Below are 26,459 nucleotides of genomic sequence, written 5' to 3'. Positions count from 1 at the left end.
ATATGTCTAGAAAAAACATTCAACATATCACACTAAAAAAAGCTTCTAAAAACGAAAAGGCTACCTCCAACACCACCTTTAACACGGCTGAAAATATTGATGTAAAATCCACCTATTCCAAAGAAGATTTAAGCGAATTGGAACATTTAAATTTTGCAGCTGGAATAGCGCCTTTTTTACGTGGACCTTACAGCACGATGTTTGTTCGAAGACCTTGGACCATTCGTCAATATGCAGGTTTTTCAACAGCTGAAGAAAGCAATGCTTTTTATAGACGAAATCTGGCTGCAGGCCAAAAAGGCTTATCCGTTGCTTTTGATTTGGCAACGCATAGAGGCTACGATTCAGATCATGAACGTGTGGTTGGAGATGTTGGTAAAGCTGGTGTGGCCATCGACTCGGTTGAGGATATGAAAATTCTTTTCGACCAAATTCCCTTGGATAAAATGTCGGTTTCCATGACCATGAATGGGGCTGTATTACCTATTATGGCATTTTACATTGTGGCTGCCGAAGAGCAAGGCGTTTCTCCAGAACAACTTGCCGGAACCATTCAAAACGATATTTTAAAGGAGTTTATGGTACGTAATACCTACATCTATCCTCCTACACCATCCATGAAAATCATTTCGGATATTTTTGAATACACCAGCAAGCACATGCCAAAATTCAATAGTATCAGTATTTCAGGCTATCATATGCAGGAAGCTGGTGCCACTTGCGATATTGAATTGGCCTATACCTTGGCAGATGGTCTGGAATATATTCGAAAAGGTTTGGAAGCAGGCATGGATATTGACACCTTTGCTCCTAGACTATCATTTTTTTGGGCTATAGGAATGAATCATTTTATGGAAATTGCCAAAATGAGAGCTGCCAGAATGCTTTGGGCCAAACTGGTAAAACAGTTTCATCCAAAAAACTCCAAATCCTTAGCTTTAAGAACCCATTGCCAAACAAGTGGTTGGAGTTTAACAGAGCAGGATCCATTCAACAATGTTGCTAGAACCTGTATTGAAGCAGCTGCAGCTGCTTTTGGTGGCACCCAATCCTTGCATACCAATGCCTTGGACGAAGCCATAGCTTTACCAACGGATTTTTCTGCCAGAATTGCCAGAAACACACAAATATTTTTACAAGAAGAAACCAAAATCACCAAAACCGTAGATCCTTGGGCTGGCAGTTACTATGTTGAAAAATTAACACATGATATTACCCAAAAAGCTTGGGAGCTTATTGAAGAAGTAGAAGAGCTTGGTGGCATGACCAAGGCCATTGAAGCTGGAATCCCAAAGCTTAGAATTGAAGAAGCTGCCGCAAGAAAACAAGCAAGAATTGATTCTGGAGAAGATATTATTGTAGGAGTCAATAAATATAGATTAGCAAAGGAAGACCCTATTTCCACTCTAGAGGTAGACAATCAAACGGTTAGAAATTCTCAAATAGAACGATTAAACACCATTAAAGCTAAAAGAGATTCCAAAAAAGTAAAACAAACCTTATCAAATTTAACTCAAGCTGCTCGTTCAGGAGAAAATAATTTATTAGCTTTAGCCATAGAAGCTGCTCGTGAAAGAGCTACTTTAGGTGAAATTAGCGATGCTTTAGAAACAGTTTTCGGACGTTACAAGGCTCAAATAAAATCTTTTTCTGGAGTGTATAGCAAAGAAATTAAAAACGACGACTCATTTAGCAAAGCCAAACAATTGGCAGACACATTTGCCGAGCAAGATGGTAGAAGACCACGAATCATGATTGCGAAAATGGGTCAAGATGGCCACGATAGAGGTGCCAAAGTAGTGGCTACAGGGTACGCAGATGTTGGTTTTGATGTGGATATTGGTCCTCTTTTCCAAACTCCAGAAGAAGCAGCCAAACAGGCTGTGGAAAATGATGTGCACATTCTTGGCGTGTCCTCTTTGGCTGCCGGACACAAAACCCTTGTGCCACAAGTTATAGAAGCACTAAAAAAATATGGTAGAGACGATATTATGGTAGTTGTTGGAGGTGTAATCCCAAAGCAAGATTACCAATATTTGTTTGATGCTGGTGCTGTAGCTGTTTTTGGCCCTGGAACTAAGATAAGCGATGCAGCCATACAAATATTAGATATTTTGATAGATTAATTATTCTGTTTGGATGCATTTTCAGAAAACTGTGATTGTTTCTTCACTGTTTATGAATACTTGTATTGCAATAAAAATTAAAAACCCATTAAATCATGAGCCACACAGCAAAAATGCTTCGCGATAACGCTTTAAAAGGAAAAACCATCGTAGTTACAGGAGGTGGCTCTGGTCTTGGAAAAGCAATGACCAAATATTTTTTGGAACTTGGTGCACAAGTTGCCATTACCTCCAGGAATTTAGAGAAACTACAGGCAACTGCTAAAGAATTGGAAACAGAAACTAGTGGTACTTGTCTAGCTATCCAATGCGATGTCAGGCATTACGACCAAGTGGAACACATGCTCAACCAAGTTCTTGAAAGCTTTGGAAAAGTAGATATTTTATTGAACAATGCTGCAGGAAATTTTATCAGTCCTACAGAGCGTCTGTCTGCAAATGCCTTTGATACGGTTATAGACATTGTTTTAAAAGGGACCAAAAATTGCACCTTAGCTTTTGGAAAACACTGGATAGACAGCAAACACACCAACACAGTAGTTTTAAATATTGTTACAACCTATGCTTGGACAGGTTCTGCTTATGTGGTTCCCAGTGCCACAGCAAAAGCTGGTGTATTGGCCATGACCAGAAGTCTAGCTGTGGAATGGGCAAAATATGGCATGCGTTTTAATGCCATTGCACCAGGACCTTTCCCTACAAAGGGAGCATGGGACAGACTTTTACCTGGAGATCTTAAAGAGAAATTTGATATGACTAAAAAAGTACCTTTAAATCGTGTGGGAGAACATCAGGAGCTTGCCAATCTGGCAGCATATTTGGTTTCCGATTTTTCCAGCTATGTAAATGGCGAAGTAATTACCATTGATGGTGGCGAGTGGCTAAAAGGAGCTGGACAATTCAATCTTCTAGAAGAAATCCCTCAACAAATGTGGGACCAGCTGGAAGCTATGATTCGTGCCAATAAAAAATAAAACCCCTTGAACATGGCAATTCAAGGGGTTATTACACTTAACTAAAAAATTCAACATTTCAATTTTCATGAACTTGTTGATCGAACTATCGTTATCTGCGTTTACGCATTTTCTTTTCTTCCAATTTCTTTAAAATTTTTTCTTGCCTTTTTTCTTTTAAATCAGTTTTTGGCGCTTTTAAATTTTTTCCTCTTGCCATCTTAGTATTATTTAAAGGATTATTATTAATATATTAATGACCATAACCTTATTGTTTAAAATTTATCCTAAGCGAGTAACCATCAAGGCATAGTGCCAAGACTTGATATGTTATTGGATTAAAATAAGGTGTTAGAGCACACTCGCTGGTGCTACTTAATTCAGGAAGATAATTTTGGATTTTCTAAAGGATACTTTATTAAAAAAACTAAACGTGTCTGTTAAAACACCGTTTAATGTAATCTGTATACAAATGATATGTTTAAATTTAGAAATAATCATTTTAAAAAACCCTAAAAGTATGACACTGCTAACATAACCAATAAAAGATATATCTCAAACTATTCCTTAGTAATTAACCTTATTTTAAGAATTGAAAAGCCTAACATTGGATTTAAAAAAATTTAACATAATTTAATTCGGATAAATTTGTCCGTATTAAGATTTTGTCATACATTTGTACCAAATAAAAACTAATATATGTTTTCCAAAGCATGCGAATATGGTATTAAAGCGTCTATTTTTATAGCGCTAAACTCTTATGAAGGTAAGAGGGTAAGCCTTAAAGCTATTGCCAAGGAAATTAATTCACCAGAAGCATTTACAGCTAAAATTTTACAAGACCTGGCGAGACATAGCATTATAAATTCTGTAAAAGGCGCCTATGGTGGCTTTGAGATAGACAAACATGCCATATCAAGCATTAAATTATCTCAAATTGTAAATGCCATTGATGGCGACAGCATTTATAGAGGCTGTGGTTTGGGCTTACATACTTGTGATGAAGAACATCCATGTCCTGTACATGATAAGTTTAAATCGGTTAGGGACGAATTAAAATACATGTTGGAAAATACCAACTTAGAAGAGTTGGCCCTAGATATAAAATCTGGTGTCGCTTTTTTAAAGACTTAAAAAAATTTGATTACAAATAGGATAAAAACATCCGAATAAATTGATTATGGAAACATTAAGAAAAGAAACTCAAAAACAAATAGGACAGTATGTTGCCGAAGATTACAGAACTGCAGGCGTATTCTCGAAATATGGCATAGATTTTTGCTGTAAAGGGCACAGAACCATAGAAGAGGTTTGCACCAAAAACAATATTGACAGCAACGAACTTTTGAATGAACTGGACAAAGTGTTGACTGCCAACACAAACCAATCCATAGATTACAAATCCTGGCCTTTGGACCTATTGGCTGAATATATAGAGAAAAAACATCACAGATATGTGGAAGAAAAAATCCCTATACTACGTCAGTTTTTAGACAAACTTTGCAAGGTTCATGGAGAAAGACACCCAGAACTGTTTAAAATAAACGAATTGTTTACAGCTTCTGCTGGGGAATTGGCAGCTCATATGAAAAAAGAGGAGTTGATATTATTCCCATTCATTAAAAAAATGGTTAAAGCACAAATAGACAAAGGAGCCATTTTAGCACCACAATTTGGCACTGTTGAAAACCCTATTGCCATGATGATGCAAGAGCATGACAATGAAGGGGAACGTTTTAGACAAATTGCCGAATTGACAAACAATTACAATCCTCCTGCAGATGCTTGCAATACCTATAGAGTTACGTTTGCGATGCTGGACGAATTTGAAAAAGATTTACACTTGCATATCCATTTAGAAAATAACATATTATTCCCTGAAGCTGCAAAATTAGAGAAAGCGTTTCTTTAAGAATGATTAATAGCAATTATATTTTCTAAATTAAATCTGGGAGCCTTTTCCCCAAGGGCTCCTCGATTTTAAAATATATATAAAATAGTTTAATGTTAGTAATGGTTGTTTATCAAAAACACTTCTCGAGTAATTAATTATAGTTTTAAATTTGTTGAGGAGAAAATTTATGTTCATGTAGTTTTTTATACAAGAGAAGTGTTTTTTTATTCATTACTTTTACCCAAACTATTAATTTAACCTTATGCCCAAAAAGCTCGTTTTTACTTGCTTAATTAATTTTTTTATTGCTGCCATCTTAGGATTGGCCCTTCGCTATACCTACCTATTCCCAATTTCTATCAACTATAGGTTTTTAACGCATGCACATTCACATGTAGCCATGTTGGGCTGGGTATATTTAATGATTTACACTTTATTTGTTCGTTATTTTATTCCCAATAAAAAACCGGTATACAATACCCTTTTTTGGGTGACCCAAATTGCTGTGGTTGGTATGTTATTAAGCTTTCCGTTTCAAGGATATGCAGCCATTTCCATTACATTTTCCACACTCCATATTTTTTGCAGTTATTATTTTGTACGTCTTATTTGGAAAAATCACAAAACCCAATCCACAACCTCCAAACTTTTGCTCAAGGCATCACTTCTATTCATGCTCATTTCTACCATAGGTGTTTGGTGTTTGGGTCCAGCTGTTGGTCTTTTGGGTCAAGCTTCTGCTTTTTATCAAATTGCCATCCAGTTTTTTTTACATTTTCAGTTTAATGGTTGGTTTTTGATATCCGTTTTGGCTATCTTTTTTCATAAACTTCAACTTACAGACTCAAAACAATTTCAACGTTTTTTTAAATTATTGATTGCCTCAACCATCCTTACCTTTGCACTACCTGTAAATTGGTTTGTGCCACATGCTGTTTTGTTATGGCTAAATGGGTTGGGAGTTGTATTGCAAATAGCAGCTTTACTTATTTTCATAAAACTTATAAAGGCTCCTTTTAAAATTGTTTTGAAACAAAGTCACAAACTCATCAGATTTATGTTCCAATTCGCCATGTTTTGTTTCATTTTGAAAATAGGTCTGCAAACCTTGTCTTTAATTCCAGATATATCCAATACTGCCTTTCAACATAGAAATTTGGTTATAGGTTTTATTCACTTAACTATGTTGGGTGTTATTTCTGGATTTTTGTTTGCATATATCCTTCAAACCAAATTGGTGAAACTCAATAAAACCCTTACCATAGGCATGTACGTTTTTGTTTTGGGCTTTGTACTTACAGAACTTATTTTAATTGTACAAGGAGGCTTGTTTTACTTTGGAGCTGGTTTGATACCAAAGTATTACCTGCTGCTATTTATAAGCAGCTTGTTGTTGCCATTGGGTATTTTAAGCCTTATATTAAACATTTTAAAACCTAATAATTATGACACCAAAACCCTTAAAGAGACATAAAGCGTTACAGCCATTAAGCAGAGAGCATCACCATGGGTTGTTATTATCCTGGAAGATTAGAAATGGTTTTAACAAGAATATAGATCCTAAACGCATGAAAATTTATGCGGATTGGTTTTTTGAAACACATTTAACACCACATTTTGAAATGGAAGAAAATTATATTTTCTCTATTTTGAAAAGTGATAACGAATTGATAAAACGTGCCTTGGCAGAACACAGACGTTTAAGACGTTTGTTTTCTGAAACGGAAGCCAATCCCAAAACCCTTAGCAAAATTGAAGAAGAACTGGAACAACACATTAGGTTTGAAGAACGTGTACTGTTTCCTGAAATACAAAAAGTTGCAAGTGAAGAGCAATTGCTTCACATAGAAAAAATTCATCAACCAGAATCTTTTAAAGACAATCTGGAAGATGAATTTTGGAAATAATATCAACCTACGGTTTTAAACTTCAATAAGTATTAAATTTTTATGGGTTTGTTGTCTCGTCTTTCTTAAAAGACGTTTTAAACAAAGATGGTTTAACCGAAATCATGGCCCAAGCCCAATTATTGGTAGCGTCTTTATCTCCTCCTTTAATCACTTCCATACTTTCGGTAGCAAACATTTGCGAATAACCTACTTGAAAAAGGATGTCTTTGGAAAATTTATAGCCTAAAACCATATCGATTTCTGTGCCCAAACCATTACTTAACTCGTCTCCAGTACTATCTACAATGGTAGCTGCCGAAGAAAAGAAATGTGGCACCAGTTTGGCCGAAAATTTATTTTTTTGGTACGCAATGGTTGCATTTATATCCAGCAATCCAACATTATTGATATGATTGCCTACATAAAAATAATCCATCCAACCATTAAATTTGTGATTGGTTCCATACCAAGGGTTAAAAGACTCCAACTTGTTGTTTGTAGCATTCATATCTGTTCCAGATAAATACTCGCCACCAAATCCTACATTAAATTCCGGTGTTATTGCATAATGCAAATTTAGGGCTACGTTGTAAGCACTTAAATCCCTATCGGCAATTTTTCCTGTTTGGAAATAAAAAGAGGCATCTGCTTTTATTTTGTTTTTACCATAAGTTGCATGTGTACCAAAGGTTTGATTGTAATCCACTTGCTGTTCGTAGTTTTCGTCATAAAAAGCATACCCATTGTTTAGTGCCAAAATACTTAGTCCAAAATCATTTAAATTGGTATGATACCATACATATTGAAACGACTTATAGTTATTTACGGTGTAATCTGCTTCAAACAAGGTTTCATCTTCAGAACTGATTGCCAAACCTAAATCTATCCTGTTGTTTACATTTGGTTTGTAGGTTACAATAAGGGCATCGTGACTTCTGGCTTGTTGCGCCCAATCCACACTACCAAATATTCGTTGATCGTCGTAAGAAATCTCTTGACGTCCAAACTTTAATGAAAACTGTTTGTTCAAGAAAACCTCAGCCCAAGCTTGGTGAATGGCAGTTCCATTTTTATCGGATGTTGCCAAAGTGGCAACGTCTCCCCAAACCCTTACGTTTTGCAAGCTGAAATAGGCATTGAATGTCTCGCTGTTATATCCTAAGTTTAAGCGTGTTCGTTGGGACACAAAAGCTGCTGCATCCACAGAATCCACTGCTAGGGTTTTATATCCGTGTCTATATTCAAATCTCGGTTTCAATTCGGCCGAAACCTCAAATTCTTGGGCATAACTTGTCATGCCTAGTCCAATACATAGGATTGCTAGTATTTTTTTCATCTGTAATATTTTAAAGATTTTTTGCGTTTTAAAACGCTTTCAATAGTTTTAGGTTTTAAGATTGCCCTTGAGTTAATTGCAGAATGGCTTCAACGGTTTCTTTGTTGTCCACTCCCAAACCTTCTTGCTGATGGATCAATTCGCCTTGAGAATTAAAAACACTAATAATGTTGGAATGAGAAAAATCTATGGGAGATATTTTCTTGTATTTTACAGCCAAAACATTGGCAAATTCCTGAACGCTACTTTCTGTACCTTGTAAAAAGGTCCACTGTTCTCCATCCATCATGTTTTCTTTTGCAAAAGCTTTTAATCGCTCTGGTGTATCTATTTTTGGATCGATACTAACCAGCACAAACCGCAAATCATCCAAATTGGCTTCTGGAATTTGAGCCTCAATATTTCGCATATCTGCCACCAATCTTGGACAGGCAGCCTTACAAGACGTATAGATCATGACCATTACCAAGGTTTTACCTTTTAAATCTTCAAGTTGAATCTCGTTGCCTTCTTCAGTATGCCATTTAGAGGTTAAATTGAAAATGGATTCTTCTGAAATGTCTTGATCGCTTAACTCTTTTGAGTTTTCAGTTTCCATAGGTTGCAAATCCATTTTGCAAACAGGGCAACTTCCTGCTTCAGGATATGTTTTTTCTCCTTCACATTTCATTGGGCATTGATAAACCGCTATATCATCTGATGCTTGATCAGATTTATTGGAATTGCAGGATGACAGTGTCATTATCAATAAAAGGACAGGGAAAATTATTTTTAAATGTTTCATGTGTTTATATTTATTGTTTTTCAAAGGTCACATGTAACATCCATATAATCATTCCGCTGTGTGACAAAATTTTTGGTCATGGATGTTTCATTTATTTTTTTTCGTTTACATCTTGAACACATCTAAAGCCAAGATTTTTCATAGCGTATTTTGCTTTTAAACTGCCTCTAATGGCATAACGCATAAATGCAGCATAATTCATTAAATCTGTTGCGTTTACTGATGCACTTCCACAAAACAGATTACTGTCTTTATCAACGTCTTTTCTGGATTCACCAGTAATCAACACGGAATTGAAATCCAATGTCCATTCCCAAACCAATCCATGCAAGTCGTAAACTCCCCAAATGTTTTTAGGGGTTTGGCCAATGAGGTTTTCGTTTGAACGTGGTGTTTCGTACCAAGATAGAATTTTAGCGTTGTAAGATAGTTTTACTCGTGCATCTTTGGTGGTTTCATCAGCCATGGCTACATACTCCCATTCATCTACTGTGGGTAATCTTTTACCTTGACATTCGCAATAAGCTTTGGCTGCAAACCAAGACACATAAGTAACAGGACTATCTGGATTTTCTGTGTCTTTCAACTCTAAATCATTTTTCCAATTACTTAGGTAACTATCATCGGCAAATAATTTAATGACTTTTGATTTTTGCCATTTTGGAAATTTTTCAACAAATTGTTTAAATTCCTTGTTGGTTACTGGATATACATCCATTTTAAAATCGTTTACTTCCACTACTGTAGAGTCCCTACCATACAAAGGTAAATACCTGCTGCCTTCAATGTAAACCATGCCTTCAGTTTGCGCGAACAAGAAGGTTTGAAACACACAACAAAAAATAATGAGACTGAAGGCTTTGGTTTTCATTTTTATAAGTTTTAAGGTTTAAAATTAATTATTTTTTATTTTTAACTTTTTCTACCATTTCTTTGGTAACAACCGTACCATTATTGCCCCAGGAATTATACACATAGGTCAATACGTTTGCAACCTCATCTGAAGACAGAGACTGACGTGTCATAACACTGTTGTATTTCTCACCATTTACAGTAATTTCTCCAGTTAAACCGTTTAATACAATGTCTATGGCTCTGTTAACATCAGCATTTAAATAATCTGAGTTAGCTAAAGGAGGGAAAGCATTTGGAATCCCTTGTCCTTCACCTTGGTGACAAGCAAAACAGGTTTGCATATAGGCTTGTTTACCAAATTCCATTTGTTCTTCGAAGGATTTTGCTGGAACTTCAGAAGCTACAATTTCATCGGTTGTAGGCATGGTTTGGATACCAGGTCCTTCAGGTAAATATATATCGTCTCTAATTTCACCAGAATAAACTTTCTTGTCTTCTTCCCCTTCTACTTTTAACATCGCTAAAGCCCCTTTATTAAAAGCTCTAAAAATTGAGTGGTCAACCAAAATAAAAGTTCCAGGAACATCAACCTTAAATTCCACAATGGCTGCTCCACCAGCAGGAATAAGCGTGGTTTGCACATTTTCGTTAATCATGTCGCCACCTTCTACGTGTACTTTGTCGAAAATTTCACCAATAACATGGAATGAAGATACAAGGTTTGGTCCACCATTACCAACAAACAATCTTACTGTCTCTCCAACTTTAGCTGTAATGGCATTATCTCCTGTCAAGGCTCCTACTTTACCGTTAAACACAACGTAATCAGCGTGCTCATCAACTGCTTTTTGCATGTCGAAAGGCTGTAAACCTCTTTCCCCATTGGCTCCTTTTGTATAAAAATCGCCTTGCATGATATAGTATTCTTTATCAACTTTAGGCAAACCACCTGCAGGCTCTACTAAAATAAGACCATACATACCGTTTGCAATATGCATACCAACTGGCGCTGTTGCACAATGATAAACATACAACCCTGGATTTAAGGTTTTAAATGAAAATACCTTAGAGTGACCTGGAGCCACAAAAGAAGATTCTGCTCCTCCTCCTGGACCTGTTACAGCATGCAAATCGATATTGTGAGGTAATTTGTTATCTGGGTGGTTCTGTAAGTGAAACTCCACTTCGTCTCCAACTCTGGTTCTTATAAAGCTTCCTGGAACACTACCTCCAAAGGTCCAGTAAACATATTTTACACCATCTGTCATTTCGCCTTCTTCTTCAAGAATTTCCATTTTAACAATAAGTTTTTTGGCTTTTCTTGTTCCTACAGGAGTTGGCACATGAGGTGGTGCTGTTAATTCTGCAATCATCTCTTGATTTACTGGAATTTCGGCAGCATTTTCAGCTTCCTCTTTTTTGTCGTTAAAGCACGCTACAAAAAACATAGGTGCTATTAGTAAAGCTAAATGCTTTACTAATTTTAATTTTCTTTTTGATTTTTGGGTTGTTTTCATGAATAAAATTTTAGTGATTTATTAATTCGATATTTTAAATCGGATAAATTAATCTTAATTGTTACTGTGCAAATATAAATGCCACTCAATAAGAAAAACATGACTTATGTCATGTAATTAATTCATAGATTAAATATCTTTGAAACTTTAAAAACATAAAATAAAAAAATTAACATGAAACACCCAATCATTTTACTTTTTATTTTGAGCACTACCCTATTCTTTGCTCAAAACAACAATTCCACAACCATTTATTTTAAAGATGGCTCTACCAAACAATTTGAAAAAGTTAAATTTGAAAACAATGCTGAAGACTACATTATTGGCGTTGAAGTTAAAAATGCTGATGACAATAAAACCATATACCATTTAACTGACATTGTTAGCGTAAAAGAGAACACTACCAAACACGTTACCAAACAATACAAAAAAAACTTGTATCTTTTAGAAGAAGTTATTGTTGGTTCATTATCACTTTACAAAAGTGGAGCCCATTATTTTTTGGAAAATGATGAAAATGGTTTAAGGGAAATTTCAAAAGTTATTATTGATCAAACAACCTTAAACAGATATGACTATGCCACTTTATCTGTATTTGTTAACAAGTGCAAAGCTGCACAAGAGGAAGCTTACAACAAAAACAATTCCATTAGTATTAGCGTTCTTAAATCTGTGGTAGAGACTTATAACTCTTGTGTTTTAAGCGATGACACACAATTTGCAGAAAACATTATAACCCTTGCAAATGCGCCTTCAGAGTTTTTAGAAATTGGCATTAATGTTGGCTATGGTTTTTTAAACACAAAATTTGATGATTTATCTCCTGGTGTTTCCAACCAATACGGTACTCCTGTAATTGGAGCTCAAGTATATTTTAACACAAATATGTTAGAGAAGCGATTAGGGTTTCTAATTTCAGTGGATTATTCTTTTCCAAAAGAATTCAACTCCAATGAGAATTCCATAATTTTAAAATCTAAGTTATCATATATCAATACCATGGTTGGTGCTCGATATACATTCAATAACATCAACAAAACTTTTAGCCCTTATTTTGGATTTAATGGTGGTTTTATTTTTAATTCCATGTCTGATGTTACTGCCCAAGAAGCTGTTTTTGGTGCCCAAAGAATAGATTTTGAGTCTACAAACAAGCTTGCTTTAAATTTGAATGTAGGAACTTATATTCATTTAGGGAATCAAAAAATTGATTTCAATATAATGTATCAACCTGAAAATGAATTTGAGCTTGTTTCTACCGACAACCTAAGCCGAATAGAAAGCAATTACAAGATGTCTGGTTTTCAATTGAAAGCAACGTATGTGTTTTAATTATTAATACAAACAATCCTTATTATGAAAGTCGCTTTAACAAGCGACTTTTTTTGTTAACAAGTTCCGTTTTTTAAACTCACAAATAATTGTATTTTTACCGTTACAAAAAACCAAATCAATTAATGGGTAAAATCATAGCAATTGCTAATCAGAAAGGTGGTGTTGGAAAAACAACAACTTCGGTTAATTTAGCTGCTTCTTTAGGTGTGCTTGAAAAAAAGGTACTTTTAATAGATGCAGATCCACAAGCCAATGCTACTTCTGGATTAGGATTAGATGTAGATACAATAGACGTTGGGACCTACCAATTGTTAGAACATACTAACAATGCCAAAGACGCTATTTTAAAAACCAGTTCACCAAATCTAGACGTGATTCCATCGCATATAGATTTAGTGGCCATAGAAATAGAATTAGTAGACAAAGATGAACGTGAGTATATGCTTAAAAAAGCATTGCAGGACATTAAAGACGATTACGATTTTATTTTAATAGATTGCGCACCTTCTTTGGGCTTATTAACTTTAAATGCTTTAACAGCTTCCGATTCCGTGATTATTCCAATACAATGTGAATATTTTGCTTTGGAAGGTCTGGGAAAGCTTTTAAACACCATAAAAAGTGTTCAGAAAATACACAATCAAACCCTGGACATTGAAGGCTTATTATTGACCATGTACGATTCCCGTTTGCGCTTATCGAATCAAGTGGTTGAAGAGGTACAAAAACATTTTAACGATATGGTTTTCCAGACCATTATTCAAAGAAATGTCCGTTTAAGCGAAGCTCCTAGTTATGGTGAAAGTATCATAAACTATGATGCAAGTAGTAAAGGTGCAACTAATTATTTAAGTTTGGCAAAAGAACTTATTATCAAAAACTCCTAAAAATGGCGAAGGCAACAAAAAAACAGGCTTTAGGAAGAGGTTTGTCGGCTCTGTTAAAAGATCCCAGTAACGACATATCGTCTGTTCAAGATAAAAATGCAGATAAAGTAATAGGCAGTATTGTAGAATTGGATATTGAATCCATTGAGATAAACCCGTTCCAACCTAGAACCAATTTCAATGAGGAAACACTTTTGGAATTGGCTTCTTCCATAAAAGAATTAGGGGTTATCCAACCTATAACCGTAAGAAAATTAGAATTCAATAAATTCCAATTGGTTTCAGGGGAAAGACGTTTTAGAGCATCCAAGCTGATAGGCTTAGAGACCATTCCAGCATATATTCGCATTGCTAACGATCAAGAATCCTTGGAAATGGCATTGGTGGAGAACATTCAACGTCAAGATTTAGATCCCATAGAAATTGCCCTGTCTTACCAAAGGTTAATTGACGAAATTAATTTAACCCAAGAGCAAATGAGCGAACGTGTAGGAAAAAAACGTTCCACCATAGCCAATTATTTACGGTTATTAAAACTGGATCCCATAATTCAAACAGGCATGCGAGATGGTTTCATTACCATGGGTCATGGTAGAGCCATAATAAACATTGAAGACCAAAACATTCAGCTTGATATTTACGAAAAAATAATAAGCAATAAACTTTCTGTTAGAGACACAGAGTCTTTGGTTAAATCTTATCAAAGTGATAAAACGGTTAAAGTCCCAGAAAAACAGGAAATCCCAAAATATATAAAAAAAGGGATTAAAGATTTTTCTGAATACTTTGGACACAAAATCAACGTTAAAGTTTCTAAAAATGGAAAAGGGAACATTACCATCCCTTTTCATTCCGAAGAAGATTTTAATCGTATTTTAAAACTAATAAAGAGTGCCAAATAAATTTTTAATATTAGCTGTATTTTTATTAGCCATTTGTTTTTCGGCAGTAGCCCAAGAGGACCAAAAAGAAGATAAAAAAAAGAATCCCAACAACGTTCCTACCGAAGAGTTGACAGTGGAAGCAGGTTCTATAATCAAAGATCCTATAGACCCTTTATCTCCAGCACGTGCTGCCTTCTACTCTGCCGTATTGCCAGGACTGGGTCAAGCTTACAATAAAAAATATTGGAAAATCCCCATAGTGTATGCCGGATTGGGTATTGGTATTTATTTTTATATAGATAACAACAAAGAATACAACCGTTATAGAGATGCCTATAAAAGGCGTTTGGCTGGATTTGAAGACGACGAATTTTATGGAACCGTTACAACTGATGGCTTGGAAGAAGCCCAAAAACAATTTGGCAGAAACAGGGAAATTTCCTTACTGGTTACACTTGCCATTTACGCTTTAAATATTATAGATGCCAATGTAGATGCGCATTTACTTCAATATAATGTAGACGATAACCTATCGCTGAAACCACACTATAAACTTAACGAGTTTGACAACACAGGAGACCTGGGTCTAACATTAAATTTCAAATTTTAAAAAAACATGAAAATTGCATTACTTGGCTATGGTAAAATGGGACAAACAATTGAAAAAATTGCTTTGGAACGTGGGCATGAAATAGTGATAAAAACCAACGAAGAAGAAGGTTACGATATTAACCAAGCAGATGTTGCCATAGATTTTAGTGTCCCAAAAGCTGCTTTTTTCAACATAGCAAAATGCTTAAAACTTGGGGTTCCAGTTATTTCCGGAACAACTGGTTGGCTGGACAATTATGAACATGCCATAAAACTTTGCAAGGAAAACAATGGCGCTTTCATATACGCTTCCAATTTTAGCTTAGGTGTCAACATTTTTTTTGAATTGAACAAACATTTGGCAAAAATGATGAGCCAACTAAAACAATATCATGTATCCATTGAAGAAATTCATCATACCGAAAAGCTCGATGCGCCTAGTGGCACTGCCATTACCTTAGCAGAAGGGATTATATCGCAACATGACGAATACAACAAATGGCTGTTAAACCAAAATAAAAAGCAAACCATCCCTATAACTGCCAAACGCATAGCAAATGTGCCTGGCACACATAGTATAGAATACAAAAGCAATACAGACACCATAAACATTACCCATACTGCACATACCAGGGAGGGATTTGCCCTTGGAGCTGTAGTTGCTGCCGAATGGATTCTAGGCAAGACTGGAGTGTTCAGTATGAAAGATGTGTTAAATATTGGTTAACACTTTACAAACAAGTAACTTTTTTTAGTGATTTTGCACTAATAAAAAAACAAAAACACAAATTATGACATTAACGCAATTGTTTATTTTCCTGATAGTTATTCAAATAATTCATGGACTTGGGACTTGGAAATTATACTTAAAAGCTGACAGGCAAGCGTGGGAAGCTTTTGTTCCTGTATACAATGCTGTTATTTTAATGAAAATAATCAATAGACCTTGGTGGTGGACCATTTTGTTATTCTTACCTATTGTAAATTTAATTATGTTTCCAGTGGTTTGGGTAGAAACTGCAAGAAGTTTTGGCAAAAACTCCACAACAGATACCATTTTAGCTATTGTCTCTTTAGGCTTTTATAATTACTACCTTAATTATGCCTTAGATATAGAACATGTAAAAGATAGAAGTTTACATCCTAAAACTGCTGCAGGAGATTGGATTAGCTCCATTTTATTTGCTATTGTGGCTGCAACAATTGTACATACCTATTTTATTCAACCTTACACCATTCCAACCTCCTCTTTAGAGAAATCCTTATTGGTGGGGGATTTCCTATTTGTAAGTAAATTTCATTATGGAGCACGTGTCCCAATGACAACCATTGCTGCTCCAATGGTACATGACACCATTCCTTTTATTAAAAAGAAATCTTATTTATATAACGATCATTTAGAAAAAAAGAATACAGCTTTTGTAAACAAATTGTCTTTACCTTATTTGAGGTTACCAGGGTTTCAAAAAATAAAACGTAATGACATTGTGGTCTTTAACTGGCCTGTGGATACCATGCTAAACATGCGCTATACAGATAGAAACCATTACAAACCTATCGACAAAAAAACCAATTACGTAAAACGCGCTGTTGGAATTCCAGGGGATTCTTTGGAAGTAAGAGATGGCTACGTGTATATAAATGGAGAACAAAACCAATTACCTGACAGAGCCAAACTTCAGTTTTCGTATAAAATTGAAACCAACGATGGACCTTTTAATAACGACCATTTAACCAAAAGATATGGTATAACCGATTTACCTCAATACAATCAGGATTATTCCTTAAGTTATTTTCCTGGTTTAACAGATGAAACTTTAAGTCAGTTTAAAAACCATCCCAACGTAAAAAACATTGAATCCCTAAAACGCGAACCAGGACAACGAGAGAAAAGTGTGTTTCCACACGATCCAAATTACCATTGGAACAACGATTTTTTTGGGCCTATTTACATTCCAGAGGCTGGTGCCACCATTAATTTAAATCTAGAAGTTTTACCATTGTACAAACGTCTTATTACAGAATATGAAGACAATACTCTTGATATAAAAGGAAACCAAATATATATTAATGGTGAGGTAGCCAACACCTATACCTTTAAAAAAGATTACTATTGGATGATGGGAGACAATCGTCATAATTCTCAAGATGCCAGATCATGGGGATTTGTCCCATTCGATCATGTGGTAGGGAAACCGGTTTTTATCTGGATGAGTTGGGATAGATTTGGAAAACCACGTTGGGAACGTTTCTTTACAACCGTCCATGGTAGTGGTAAACCTGTCTCTTATTTAATTCCTTTTTTAATTGCTTTAGCAGCTTGGTTTGGATTTGCTCAATGGAGAAAACGTAAAAAAGCAAACACCTAATTGTGCTGTGTAAATAAGATATTTAACTAAAGGCAATGATTCTACGTAACACATGAAGGCTCTTATCCATCCAACATATCTTCCAAACATAGCCCATGTTTCTGCCATGGTTCAAGCTGATGAAGTAATATTTGAAATGGATGATAATTACCAGAAGCAAACCTATAGAAATAGAGCCTATATTTATGGAGCCAATGGCAAGTTGCAATTGAGCATTCCCATAATTCATTCACAAAATGAAAGACAAAAATACAGAGATATAAAAATCCATAATGCTGAAAACTGGCAAGCTGTACACTGGAAATCCCTTGAAACAGCTTATAGAACCTCACCATTTTTCGAGTTTTATGAAGACGAGTTCCAACCTTTGTTTACCACCAAGGCAAAATATCTTCTAGATTTTAACTTAAAGTGCCTGGATGTTATTTGCGATTGCTTGCAAATGGAAATCAAAAGTTCCAAAACCGAAGTTTATCAGAAAACCGTAACGGACAAAACGGACTTTAGATTTCTGGCAAATGCACGAAAGGAGCCTACTTTTCATTTTGACCCTTACACACAAGTATTTCAAGAGAAGCATGGATACCTTTCAAATTTAAGCGTTCTGGACTTGTTGTTCAACGAAGGCACAAATGCCTTGAATTACCTGGAAAACCAATACAAACACCTATAATGCTACAACCCTTTCTACATTATGGCATACATTTTTTATTGCCTCTAGCTGTAGCGCTTCTATTCTTTAAAACCCAATGGAAAATTGCGTACTTAATCATGATAAGTGGGATGTTAATAGATTTGGATCATATATTTGCCAACCCCATGTTTGATCCAAACAGGTGCAGCATCCAGTTTCATCCACTACATACTTATTATGCCATAGGAATCTATGTGTTACTGTTAATACCAAAAAAAACCAGGTTGATAGGTTTGGGCTTGATCATCCATATTTTGGCAGATATTGTAGATTGCTTAATGATGTGATTAATTGGACACAAATTTCAAACCAATAATGGAAGCAATTAAGGTAGTTAAAAAGAAAACACGCCAAAAGCTTGCCGGTTCTTTAAAAACAAGAATCCCAACAAGTACGGTTCCAACGGCTCCAATTCCTGTCCAAACTGCATAAGCAGTGCCAATAGGAAGCTCCTGTGTCACTTTCACCAGCAAGTACATACTTATGGCCAAACATACCAAAAACCCTAGGTACCAATATACCATTTCGGTTCCAGAGGTTTCTTTGGCTTTACCCAAACAAGTAGCAAAAGCCACTTCAAATAGGCCAGCGATAATTAATAAAATCCAGTTCATATCAATACATTATGGATGAAGTTTAAAGGTAGCCAAAATGGGATAATGGTCTGAAAACTTATTGTCAAAAGTTTTAAAATCGGTTACTTCAAAGTGTTTTTCAGCAAAAATAAAATCGATTCGTATTGGGAAAAATTTAAAATCGTAAGTCCTCCCAAAGCCATTACCTGCCATTTTAAAGGCGTCTTTGAGTTCCCCTTTTATTTCTTTGTACACATAAGAATACGCCGAATTATTGAAATCGCCACAAATAATCATTTTGTAAGGACTGTCGGCTTTGTGTTTTAAAAACATTTCGGTTTGTACCTGTTGCATTTTAAAGGTTTGTTCCACACGTTTTAAAATCCAATCAGAGTCTTCTTGTTTCAGTTTTTCAACATTGGCATCTATTTTCAGGGACTGAAGGTGTACATTGTAAATTCTAAGTGTATCCTTTTCTATCACAATATCTGCAAAAATGGCATTATTGGAAGTATTGGGAAACTCCACAGAACCTGAGTTGATAATTGGGTATTGTGAGAAAATTGCCTGTCCGTATTTGGCTTTGGTTCCTGAAAGCTTTTCAAACTTATATTTAAAGAAAGACAAATCGATGTTTTTATGAGGATGGTATTCCTGCAAACTAAGAATGTCTGGTGCTTTCGTTTTTATAAAGTCCACCATTTTGGTCTCGATGCCCTTTTCCGGAATCCATTCGTATAAATTAAACAAGCGCACATTGTAATTCATAACAGACAAATCGGATGTTTCCGGCTCCACATCTGAAGATGAAAATTTATAAAATGAACCTAAAGTAAAATACCCAATGGTTAAAACCAATAAGGAAAGAATGAGTTGTTTTTTTAATTTTATCAACCAATAAATAAAAAAAAGTACATTGGTTAAAATCAAGAATGGCACTCCCAAACTTAAAACCGAAAGCAAGGCAAAAGTTTTAGGTGGAAAATACGGAAGCACATAAGAAAGCAAAAGCATGGTAGCCACTAAAGCATTAACCATATAAATTATTTTATCGAAAAGCTTTAGGTTTTTCATTGGTGCAATTTATTATTTACCTGCTTTGAACAAAAACTCTTTTTCTTCCTTGGTTAGGCTATCATAACCACTTTTGCTTATTTTATCAAGTATAAGGTCTATTTTTTTCTGCTTATTGAACTCATTAAATTCATCTTTGGAATAACCAGCCACCTTTTGAGACTTTTTTCTATGAACGGTTTTTAAAGGCGATTTATTTGATTTTTTAAACAAGCCCATAAATCCATCCATTATTTTTTCAAATCCTTTACCTATATCTGTCCCTTTTCTTAACCGTACAGCATAAACATAACCTAACAAGGCACCACCAAGATGAGCCAGGTTACCTCCAGCATTTAAACCAAAAAGACCTAAGACATCTATAACTACAATGGCAACACCTATATACCAAAGTTTGAGATTGAAGGTAAAAAAACGTACTTCCATGGTTGGCATGTAAGCGCAGAGAAATATTAACAAGGCCCTTACTCCTGCTGAAGCTCCAACCAAACGGCTGCTGCCATCAAAAATCCCTGGAAACACATTATAACCAAATAAAAACAACAAACCTCCCGTTATGATGCCCAAGAAATATACATTCAACCCTGTTTTTACTGAAAACAAATTCATAAACATTTGCCCAATAAAATAAAGCCATAGCATATTAAAGAGTATGTGCCAAAAATCGTAATGTGTAAATCCGTAAGTGATAAGGCTCCATGGTTTTAAAATAAAGTCCATAAATTCACTTGGCAGTTCCAACCAACTAAGACTGGAACCTATGGTAAAAACCACTTTAATTATCAATCCAACAAAAAAAACAACGAGGTTGACTCCTATGAGTTTTTCAAACACGTTTAAATTTTGTAATTTATCCTGTATGTCTTTGTTAAGTGTTGTCATACTTAGTCCCAACGGTTTTTATTAAACTGCGTTTTTTTCCAGTACCACATAATCAGGAACCCTGTTAAAGCTCCTCCAACGTGAGCCACATAAGCCGTGTTGCTAGGACTGAAAAAGGATTGGCCAGTAATGGCAGAAATTAAATCCAAAGCAATGATTCCTGGAATAAAATACTTGGCTTTAATGGGCACAGGTAAAAATATTAGCATGAGCTTGGACTCTGGATATAACATACCAAAAGCAACCAAAACTCCCATAATAGCTCCTGAAGCTCCTACCATGGTACTATGAAACACTCCTACAAAATTTTGAAGTTGGTCTTGATTTAAAAACTGGCTCCAACGGGTATCATACACACCATAACCAGATTTTAGGGTTTCGAAGGTTTGGATTTGATCAAAACCTGCTTCGTTTAAAATAGATAAGCCAGTATAGAACCTAAAATAATAATAACCTAACATGCACAAAGCTGCTCCTAACCCTGAAGATATGTAAAAAAACAAGAACTTTTTCGCCCCAAAACGTTGTTCCACAGCTGTACCAAACATCCAAAGGGCAAACATATTAAAGAAAATATGCATAAAACCACCATGCATAAACATATGTGTAATTATTTGCCAAGCTTGAAACGCTTCATTTTTTGGAAAATGTAGGGCAAACCAGTCGTAAAACAAAGTATTTTCTCCAAAAGCTTGACCACCAATGGCCAAAGTTCCAACAAACATAATGACGTTTATTATTATTAAATGTTTTACGGTATCTGTAATATTATTCATCATAAGGCATGCTACTTATATAAATTTTTTATCCAGTTCGTCTACACTTAACGTTACAAATGTAGATTTATTTGTTGGCGACATGTTGGGTTCTTTGCAACCAAACAAACTATTCACCAAATGTTCCTGTTCTGTAACTGTAAGGCTTTGACCCGATTTTACTGCCAAGCTTTTGGCCATGGATTTTGCCAACAAATCTGTTGGACTAAAATTGCTGTCCGGAACTTCATTTTCAATATCGCTAATCAATTGTTCTAAAATAACCGAAACCTCACTTTCTGGAACATGTACTGGTACACCAGAAATTTCTATTCCATCATTTGTGAAATTTGAAAACAAAAATCCTGTGTGTTCCAAATCTTCTTTTACTTGTCTTAAAATTTCTATTTCCTGAGGGGAAAAATGCAACTGCACAGGAAAAAGCAATTGCTGACTCATGCTTTCCTTGACTGTGATGTGTTGCAGGAAATCTTCGTACAACACACGTTGATGTGCACGATACTGATCTATTACCAACATACCAGATTTTATGGTACTGATTATATATTTATTTTGAATTTGAAACGTGGTTTGTTTGGTTTCCACTTGATTGGAATCTTTAAAAATAGAGCCCGTTTGCTCTTCGCTTTCAAACTGTACACTGGTAAAGTCCTGTTGTGTTTGAGTCCCTTTGGATTCCAGCCCTACATACAAACTATCCCAATTTGCCAAAGTTTGTTTTTTAAGAAAAGTGGTTTGCTTACCAGAGACCTGTTTTTCCTGAAAAGGGTTAAAGCTTCTGTCCACTTCAATATTTGGCACATTGGGATGGTGTTTATCTTTATACTCATATGGAGTATCTAAATTGGCATCTCTATCAAAATCCAATACTGGAGCAATATTAAATTGCCCTAAACTGTGCTTTACAGAAGCCCTTAAAATGGCATACAGCGTATGTTCATCATCAAACTTAATTTCTGTTTTGGTTGGATGGATGTTGATATCAATGGTTTGAGGATCGACCGTTAAATTCAAGAAATAACTAGGATGTGTGCTATCTTTTAAAAGTCCTTCAAACGCTGAGGAAATGGCATGATTCAAGTATGCACTTTTAATAAATCTATCGTTTACAAAAAAGAACTGTTCTCCTCTGGTTTTTTTGGCATATTCTGGTTTGCCCACAAACCCCGAAATTTTAACCACTTCTGTTTCTTCGTTAACAGGTACTAGTTTTTCGTTGGTTTTGGCACCAAAAATATTTACAATGCGTTGTCTGTAATTGCTTTCTGGAAGATTAAACACCTCGCTTCCATTATGGTACATCACAAACTGAATATTGGGATGTGCTAGAGCCACTCTGTGAAACTCATCTATAATATGACGGGTTTCCACTTGATTGGATTTTAGAAAATTACGTCTGGCAGGAATGTTAAAAAATAGGTTTTTAACAGCAATACTCGTCCCTTTAGGTGTTACAACCACCTCTTGCGAAACCACTTCACTGCCTTCTACAATCAATTGGGTACCTACCTCATCATGGGCTTGCCTGGTTTTTAACTCTACATGAGCAATGGCAGCGATACTGGCAAGGGCTTCGCCGCGAAATCCCTTGGTATGCAGTTGAAATAAATCTTCGGCAGAACGTATTTTAGACGTGGCATGACGTTCAAAACTTAGTCTGGAGTCTGTAACACTCATTCCAGAACCATTGTCTATAACCTGAACCAAAGTCTTTCCTGCATCTTTAACAAGAAGTTTTATAGTGGTTGCTTTGGCATCTATGGCATTTTCAAGAAGTTCCTTTACCACAGATGCTGGACGCTGTACAACTTCGCCTGCTGCAATTTGATTAGCGACATGATCTGGCAATAACTGAATAATATCTGACATGAGCGCTATTAAAAGAATATGGATAAATCGAATTCAATAATGAACAGGAAGATTAAAATTAAAATTCCTATAATAATCAAAACCCGTTTATTTGCCGATTGATTTTGATTGTGCTTATAGTCATTTAATGCTGTAACCAATTTGTTTTTCAATCCTTTGTTGCTTCCCACAGTCGTTCTAAAATCGTCGAACTTATGTTTTATTTCATACGGATTGCCTTCCCCTTTGTAATGTCTAGGAGTATAACTATACGTTTTATTTTTTCTTGTTTTAAAAATCCCCATACTATCTGCTATTCATAACCACTTAAATAATACCAAAGTACCAATACAGCTATCAAAAACAAGACCATATACCATGGTGAGGTTAAAATACTTTTCTTTCGTGTTCTTGATTGTTTTAATTCGTGCCATTTTGACTGAATATCTTGCTCTTGACCTTCGTCGGTTGCGTTTTGATATTTAGGCTTGATGTTAAATTGTCTGTGCTTTTTGGAAAATGCCACGATTATAATCCTTTGATATCTTTCAAAAATACTTAAAAATGGAAGAAAAACAGGCTTTGAAATGCCAAAAATTGTTAACATTCAAAACTTGAAAATACGTTTACTTTTCCTCGACAGACCTTTTATTGAAATGTAAAAACCTAGGACTTGGAGTTTTTGTTTAGAGCTGCCATTTTAATGGCAGCAATGGCAGCTTCTGTTCCCTTGTTGCCATGTTTGCCACCAGAACGATCTATGGCTTGTTGCAGGTTATTATCGGTTAACACACAAAAAATAACAGGAACATCGTGTAAAACATTTAGGTCTTTTATCCCTTGTGAAACGGCCTCACAAACAAAGTCGAAATGCTTGGTTTCCCCTTGAATCACACTCCCAATGGCAATAACGGCATCTACGCCTGTTTCTTGCATTTTTTTGCATCCATAAATAAGCTCGTAGCTTCCAGGTACATTCCATCGCAAGATATTTTTCGAAGAGACTTCGTTTTCCATTAAAGCTTGGTAAGCTCCATGAAACAGGCCTTCTGTTATGGATTCGTTCCATTCTGAAACAACAATCCCAAACCGAAAATCATTCGCGTTTGGGATTGTAGCTTTATCGTAATCTGATAAATTTTTATTTTCTGTTGCCATGTTATTTATTTGCCAACACGCGTGCTTTACCTATAAACACATCTATGTTTGTTGCTTCGGTAGAAGACGCATAGTTTTCTTTGATATCGTTAAAATACGTAAGTGCTTTGTCTGCTTTTCCAAGTTCCATGGCAATAACGCCTGCTTTATATAAATACAAAGGAGTTGTAAAATCGTTCTTTCTCATTTTGGCAGCTTGCTCGTAGTAGTCCAAGGCATCTTCAGGTTGGTTTAACTGCACAAAGGCATCACCAATACTTCCTTTAGCCATAGGTGCTAAAACCAAATCGTCACTGGAGAAATCACTTAAATAAGTAACCGCATTTTTATAGTCTTTTAAATTCAAATAAGCCATTCCAGCATAATAGTTTGCTAAATTAGCTGCAGGAGTGCCACTGTATTCAGAAGCTATGTCCAACATTCCTAATTTTCCTTCACCTCCATTTAAGGCCAATGTATACAAGGAGTCTTTTTCGGTTCCATTTACAGCTTGGTTAAAATATTTTTGGGCTTGGAACATTTCGTTCATAGCTTCACTTTGCTTAGGTTTTGCTATAAACTCGTTGTAACCTAAATAACCTAAAACCACAGCAGCAACAACACCTATAATCACGAAAATGTATTTTTGATTGGCAATAACCCAATCTTCTGTTTTAGAAGCAGATTCGTCTAATGTGTTAAAAACTTCAGCTGTTGTAGAGTGATCAACAATATCATGCTCTTTTTCTTCTTTCGTTGTCGGTTTGTATCCTCTTTTCTTGTAAGTTGCCATATATTTTAAATTAATGCGTGGCAAAAATATGATTTTTCTTCATATATAAAAGCCTATTTATTTGTTATTTTTCAATAATTTGCACAACTTATTCTTTTAAAAATTCAAAACCATATTTAAGTTAGTTTTTTATGATTTTAAAATCGCTTTCTTTATTAAACTATAAAAATTTTGAAAGTCAGTCTTTTGAGTTTAACGACAGGATTAATTGTTTTGTAGGAAACAATGGTGTTGGAAAAACCAATGTACTGGATGCCATTTATCATTTGTCCTTTGGAAAAAGTTATTTTAATCCCATAGCTTCCCAAAACATCAAGCATCATGAAAGTTTTTTTGTAATAAATGGCGATTATGAAAAAGACGGCAAAACCGAAAAGATTGCAGTAAGCTTAAAAAAAGGTCAGAAAAAAGTAATAAAACGCAACAATAAAGTATATGATAGGTTTAGCGACCATATTGGTTTTTTACCTTTGGTTATTATTTCGCCAGCTGATAGGGATTTAATTATTGAAGGCAGCACCACTAGAAGAAAATTTATTGACAGCGTGATTTCGCAAAGCGATAAAAACTATCTGGACCATTTAATAAATTACAACAAAATTCTTGTTCAGCGAAATTCCTTATTAAAATATTTTGCTCTAAACAATACGTTCAATGCAGACACTTTGGGCATTTACAACAAACAATTGGACACCTATGGTCAGGTTATTTTTGAAAAAAGGGAAGTTTTTTTAGAAACTTTCATCCCTATTTTCAAAGAACGCTATAAAGCTATAAGCAATGGTAACGAACCTGTAAATTTAATTTACAACAGCGATTTAAAAGAAGACAAACTAGAATCGCTCTTAAAGGCCAATATCAACAAAGACAAGGCGCTACAATACACCAGTGTGGGAATACACAAAGACGACTTGGTTTTTGAAATTGACAATCATCCCATTAAAAAATTTGGAAGTCAAGGACAGCAAAAGTCTTTTTTAATTGCTTTAAAGTTGGCGCAATTCGATTTTATTAAAGCACAAAGTGGTGTGAATCCTATTTTACTATTGGATGATATTTTTGACAAACTGGACGAAAACAGGGTCTCTCAAATTATTAAATTGGTTGACGACAAAAATTTTGGTCAATTGTTTATTAGTGATACCCATGCCGATAGAACCGAAAATGCTGTAAAACAAGTGCATCAATCGTATGAAATATTTAAATTGTAACCAAAAAGGAACGAGGGATGAGAAAAATTACAAATTCCATACCTTGCTG

Annotated in this window: 28 protein-coding genes; 15 read left to right on the top strand and 13 right to left on the bottom strand. The window is 35.2% G+C overall.

All coding sequences use genetic code 11. From position 1 onward, the window contains the following. Nucleotides 1–2: 2 nt before the first annotated feature. The 6 genes from scpA to D778_RS10120 all read left to right on the top strand — a co-directional run bounded on the left by scpA (nucleotide 3) and on the right by D778_RS10120 (nucleotide 6,880). Entirely contained in the window at nucleotides 3–2,126 is a 2,124-nt protein-coding gene (gene scpA, locus D778_RS10145; RefSeq protein WP_007650330.1) for a methylmalonyl-CoA mutase, read from the top strand. A gap of 95 nt (nucleotides 2,127–2,221) precedes the next feature. Then, nucleotides 2,222–3,100 (top strand): SDR family oxidoreductase, encoded by an 879-nt coding sequence (locus D778_RS10140; protein ID WP_007650328.1) that lies wholly within the window; start codon nucleotides 2,222–2,224, stop codon nucleotides 3,098–3,100. A gap of 678 nt (nucleotides 3,101–3,778) precedes the next feature. Beyond that, entirely contained in the window at nucleotides 3,779–4,213 is a 435-nt protein-coding gene (locus tag D778_RS10135) for an RrF2 family transcriptional regulator (RefSeq protein WP_007650326.1), read from the top strand. Nucleotides 4,214–4,259: 46 nt separating this feature from the next. Beyond that, nucleotides 4,260–4,991, top strand: coding sequence for an iron-sulfur cluster repair di-iron protein (gene ric / locus D778_RS10130; RefSeq protein WP_007650324.1), 732 nt, complete (start codon nucleotides 4,260–4,262; stop codon nucleotides 4,989–4,991). Nucleotides 4,992–5,235: 244 nt separating this feature from the next. Beyond that, a complete protein-coding gene (locus tag D778_RS10125; RefSeq protein ID WP_007650322.1) occupies nucleotides 5,236–6,447 on the top strand; it encodes a hypothetical protein in 1,212 nt (403 codons plus the stop codon). Beyond that, nucleotides 6,419–6,880, top strand: a complete 462-nt coding sequence (locus D778_RS10120) for a hemerythrin domain-containing protein (protein ID WP_007650316.1) — start codon at nucleotides 6,419–6,421, stop codon at nucleotides 6,878–6,880. The genes D778_RS10125 and D778_RS10120 overlap by 29 nt, the downstream gene beginning before the upstream one ends. Nucleotides 6,881–6,920: 40 nt before the next feature. On the opposite strand, the gene D778_RS10115 is transcribed toward D778_RS10120, so the two are convergent. The 4 genes from D778_RS10115 to nirK form a co-directional block, all read right to left on the bottom strand. Beyond that, complete coding sequence (locus D778_RS10115) at nucleotides 6,921–8,198, bottom strand: alginate export family protein (protein WP_007650315.1); 1,278 nt, start codon at nucleotides 8,196–8,198, stop codon at nucleotides 6,921–6,923. A gap of 55 nt (nucleotides 8,199–8,253) precedes the next feature. After that, nucleotides 8,254–8,982 (bottom strand): SCO family protein, encoded by a 729-nt coding sequence (locus tag D778_RS10110; RefSeq protein WP_040492106.1) that lies wholly within the window; start codon nucleotides 8,980–8,982, stop codon nucleotides 8,254–8,256. A gap of 91 nt (nucleotides 8,983–9,073) precedes the next feature. Beyond that, nucleotides 9,074–9,853 carry a formylglycine-generating enzyme family protein gene (locus D778_RS10105; RefSeq protein WP_007650307.1) on the bottom strand — a complete coding sequence of 260 codons (780 nt, stop codon included), beginning with the start codon at nucleotides 9,851–9,853 and terminating at the stop codon, nucleotides 9,074–9,076. Between the two features lie 28 nt (nucleotides 9,854–9,881). Further along, nucleotides 9,882–11,354 carry a copper-containing nitrite reductase gene (gene nirK, locus D778_RS10100; protein ID WP_007650306.1) on the bottom strand — a complete coding sequence of 491 codons (1,473 nt, stop codon included), beginning with the start codon at nucleotides 11,352–11,354 and terminating at the stop codon, nucleotides 9,882–9,884. 174 nt (nucleotides 11,355–11,528) lie between these two features. On the opposite strand from nirK, the gene D778_RS10095 reads away from it, so the two are divergent. From D778_RS10095 to D778_RS10060, 8 genes are all read left to right on the top strand, one after another. Further along, nucleotides 11,529–12,686: a porin family protein gene (locus D778_RS10095; RefSeq protein WP_007650304.1), complete on the top strand. Its 1,158-nt coding sequence runs from the start codon at nucleotides 11,529–11,531 to the stop codon at nucleotides 12,684–12,686. Nucleotides 12,687–12,811: 125 nt separating this feature from the next. Further along, nucleotides 12,812–13,576, top strand: coding sequence for a ParA family protein (locus D778_RS10090; RefSeq protein ID WP_007650302.1), 765 nt, complete (start codon nucleotides 12,812–12,814; stop codon nucleotides 13,574–13,576). 2 nt (nucleotides 13,577–13,578) lie between these two features. Further along, on the top strand, nucleotides 13,579–14,478 hold the full coding sequence (locus tag D778_RS10085; RefSeq protein ID WP_007650300.1) for a ParB/RepB/Spo0J family partition protein: 900 nt from the start codon (nucleotides 13,579–13,581) through the stop codon (nucleotides 14,476–14,478). After that, a complete protein-coding gene (locus D778_RS10080) occupies nucleotides 14,468–15,070 on the top strand; it encodes a DUF5683 domain-containing protein (RefSeq protein ID WP_007650299.1) in 603 nt (200 codons plus the stop codon). The genes D778_RS10085 and D778_RS10080 overlap by 11 nt, the downstream gene beginning before the upstream one ends. Before the next feature lie 6 nt (nucleotides 15,071–15,076). Then, nucleotides 15,077–15,778, top strand: coding sequence for a 4-hydroxy-tetrahydrodipicolinate reductase (gene dapB, locus D778_RS10075; protein WP_007650297.1), 702 nt, complete (start codon nucleotides 15,077–15,079; stop codon nucleotides 15,776–15,778). 64 nt (nucleotides 15,779–15,842) lie between these two features. Then, a complete protein-coding gene (gene lepB, locus D778_RS10070) occupies nucleotides 15,843–17,420 on the top strand; it encodes a signal peptidase I (protein ID WP_007650295.1) in 1,578 nt (525 codons plus the stop codon). Nucleotides 17,421–17,472: 52 nt separating this feature from the next. Beyond that, on the top strand, nucleotides 17,473–18,093 hold the full coding sequence (locus D778_RS10065; RefSeq protein ID WP_007650293.1) for a WbqC family protein: 621 nt from the start codon (nucleotides 17,473–17,475) through the stop codon (nucleotides 18,091–18,093). After that, the gene (locus D778_RS10060; protein ID WP_040492103.1) at nucleotides 18,093–18,401 is read left to right on the top strand and encodes a DUF6122 family protein; all 309 of its coding nucleotides are present in this window, start codon (nucleotides 18,093–18,095) and stop codon (nucleotides 18,399–18,401) included. The genes D778_RS10065 and D778_RS10060 overlap by 1 nt, the downstream gene beginning before the upstream one ends. Here D778_RS10060 and D778_RS10055 read toward each other — a convergent pair whose 3' ends face one another. From D778_RS10055 to D778_RS10015, 9 genes are read right to left on the bottom strand one after another with little or no spacing between them, the layout of a single operon-like run. Continuing rightward, complete coding sequence (locus D778_RS10055) at nucleotides 18,402–18,728, bottom strand: DMT family transporter (protein WP_007650290.1); 327 nt, start codon at nucleotides 18,726–18,728, stop codon at nucleotides 18,402–18,404. Nucleotides 18,729–18,737: 9 nt separating this feature from the next. After that, nucleotides 18,738–19,763, bottom strand: coding sequence for an endonuclease/exonuclease/phosphatase family protein (locus D778_RS10050; protein ID WP_007650288.1), 1,026 nt, complete (start codon nucleotides 19,761–19,763; stop codon nucleotides 18,738–18,740). A gap of 12 nt (nucleotides 19,764–19,775) precedes the next feature. Next, nucleotides 19,776–20,645 (bottom strand): rhomboid family protein, encoded by an 870-nt coding sequence (locus D778_RS10045; protein WP_007650279.1) that lies wholly within the window; start codon nucleotides 20,643–20,645, stop codon nucleotides 19,776–19,778. A gap of 2 nt (nucleotides 20,646–20,647) precedes the next feature. Next, nucleotides 20,648–21,421 carry a rhomboid family intramembrane serine protease gene (locus D778_RS10040; protein WP_007650277.1) on the bottom strand — a complete coding sequence of 258 codons (774 nt, stop codon included), beginning with the start codon at nucleotides 21,419–21,421 and terminating at the stop codon, nucleotides 20,648–20,650. A gap of 15 nt (nucleotides 21,422–21,436) precedes the next feature. After that, entirely contained in the window at nucleotides 21,437–23,290 is a 1,854-nt protein-coding gene (gene mutL / locus D778_RS10035) for a DNA mismatch repair endonuclease MutL (protein WP_007650275.1), read from the bottom strand. 8 nt (nucleotides 23,291–23,298) lie between these two features. After that, a complete protein-coding gene (locus D778_RS10030) occupies nucleotides 23,299–23,574 on the bottom strand; it encodes a hypothetical protein (RefSeq protein WP_007650273.1) in 276 nt (91 codons plus the stop codon). An 8-nt stretch (nucleotides 23,575–23,582) separates the two neighbouring features. Further along, nucleotides 23,583–23,876 carry a hypothetical protein gene (locus D778_RS10025; protein WP_007650271.1) on the bottom strand — a complete coding sequence of 98 codons (294 nt, stop codon included), beginning with the start codon at nucleotides 23,874–23,876 and terminating at the stop codon, nucleotides 23,583–23,585. Between the two features lie 59 nt (nucleotides 23,877–23,935). Beyond that, nucleotides 23,936–24,427: a 6,7-dimethyl-8-ribityllumazine synthase gene (gene ribH, locus D778_RS10020; protein WP_007650269.1), complete on the bottom strand. Its 492-nt coding sequence runs from the start codon at nucleotides 24,425–24,427 to the stop codon at nucleotides 23,936–23,938. Nucleotide 24,428: 1 nt separating this feature from the next. After that, complete coding sequence (locus D778_RS10015; RefSeq protein WP_007650268.1) at nucleotides 24,429–25,199, bottom strand: tetratricopeptide repeat protein; 771 nt, start codon at nucleotides 25,197–25,199, stop codon at nucleotides 24,429–24,431. Between the two features lie 131 nt (nucleotides 25,200–25,330). On the opposite strand from D778_RS10015, the gene recF reads away from it, so the two are divergent. Continuing rightward, nucleotides 25,331–26,410, top strand: coding sequence for a DNA replication/repair protein RecF (gene recF, locus D778_RS10010; RefSeq protein ID WP_007650266.1), 1,080 nt, complete (start codon nucleotides 25,331–25,333; stop codon nucleotides 26,408–26,410). The last annotated feature ends 49 nt before the right edge of the window (nucleotides 26,411–26,459 follow it).

This window comes from Xanthomarina gelatinilytica (assembly GCF_000348685.1).
Classification (GTDB): domain Bacteria; phylum Bacteroidota; class Bacteroidia; order Flavobacteriales; family Flavobacteriaceae; genus Xanthomarina; species Xanthomarina gelatinilytica.
Note: the sequence above shows the minus strand (reverse complement) of the source record. Positions and strands in the feature narration are given on the sequence as shown.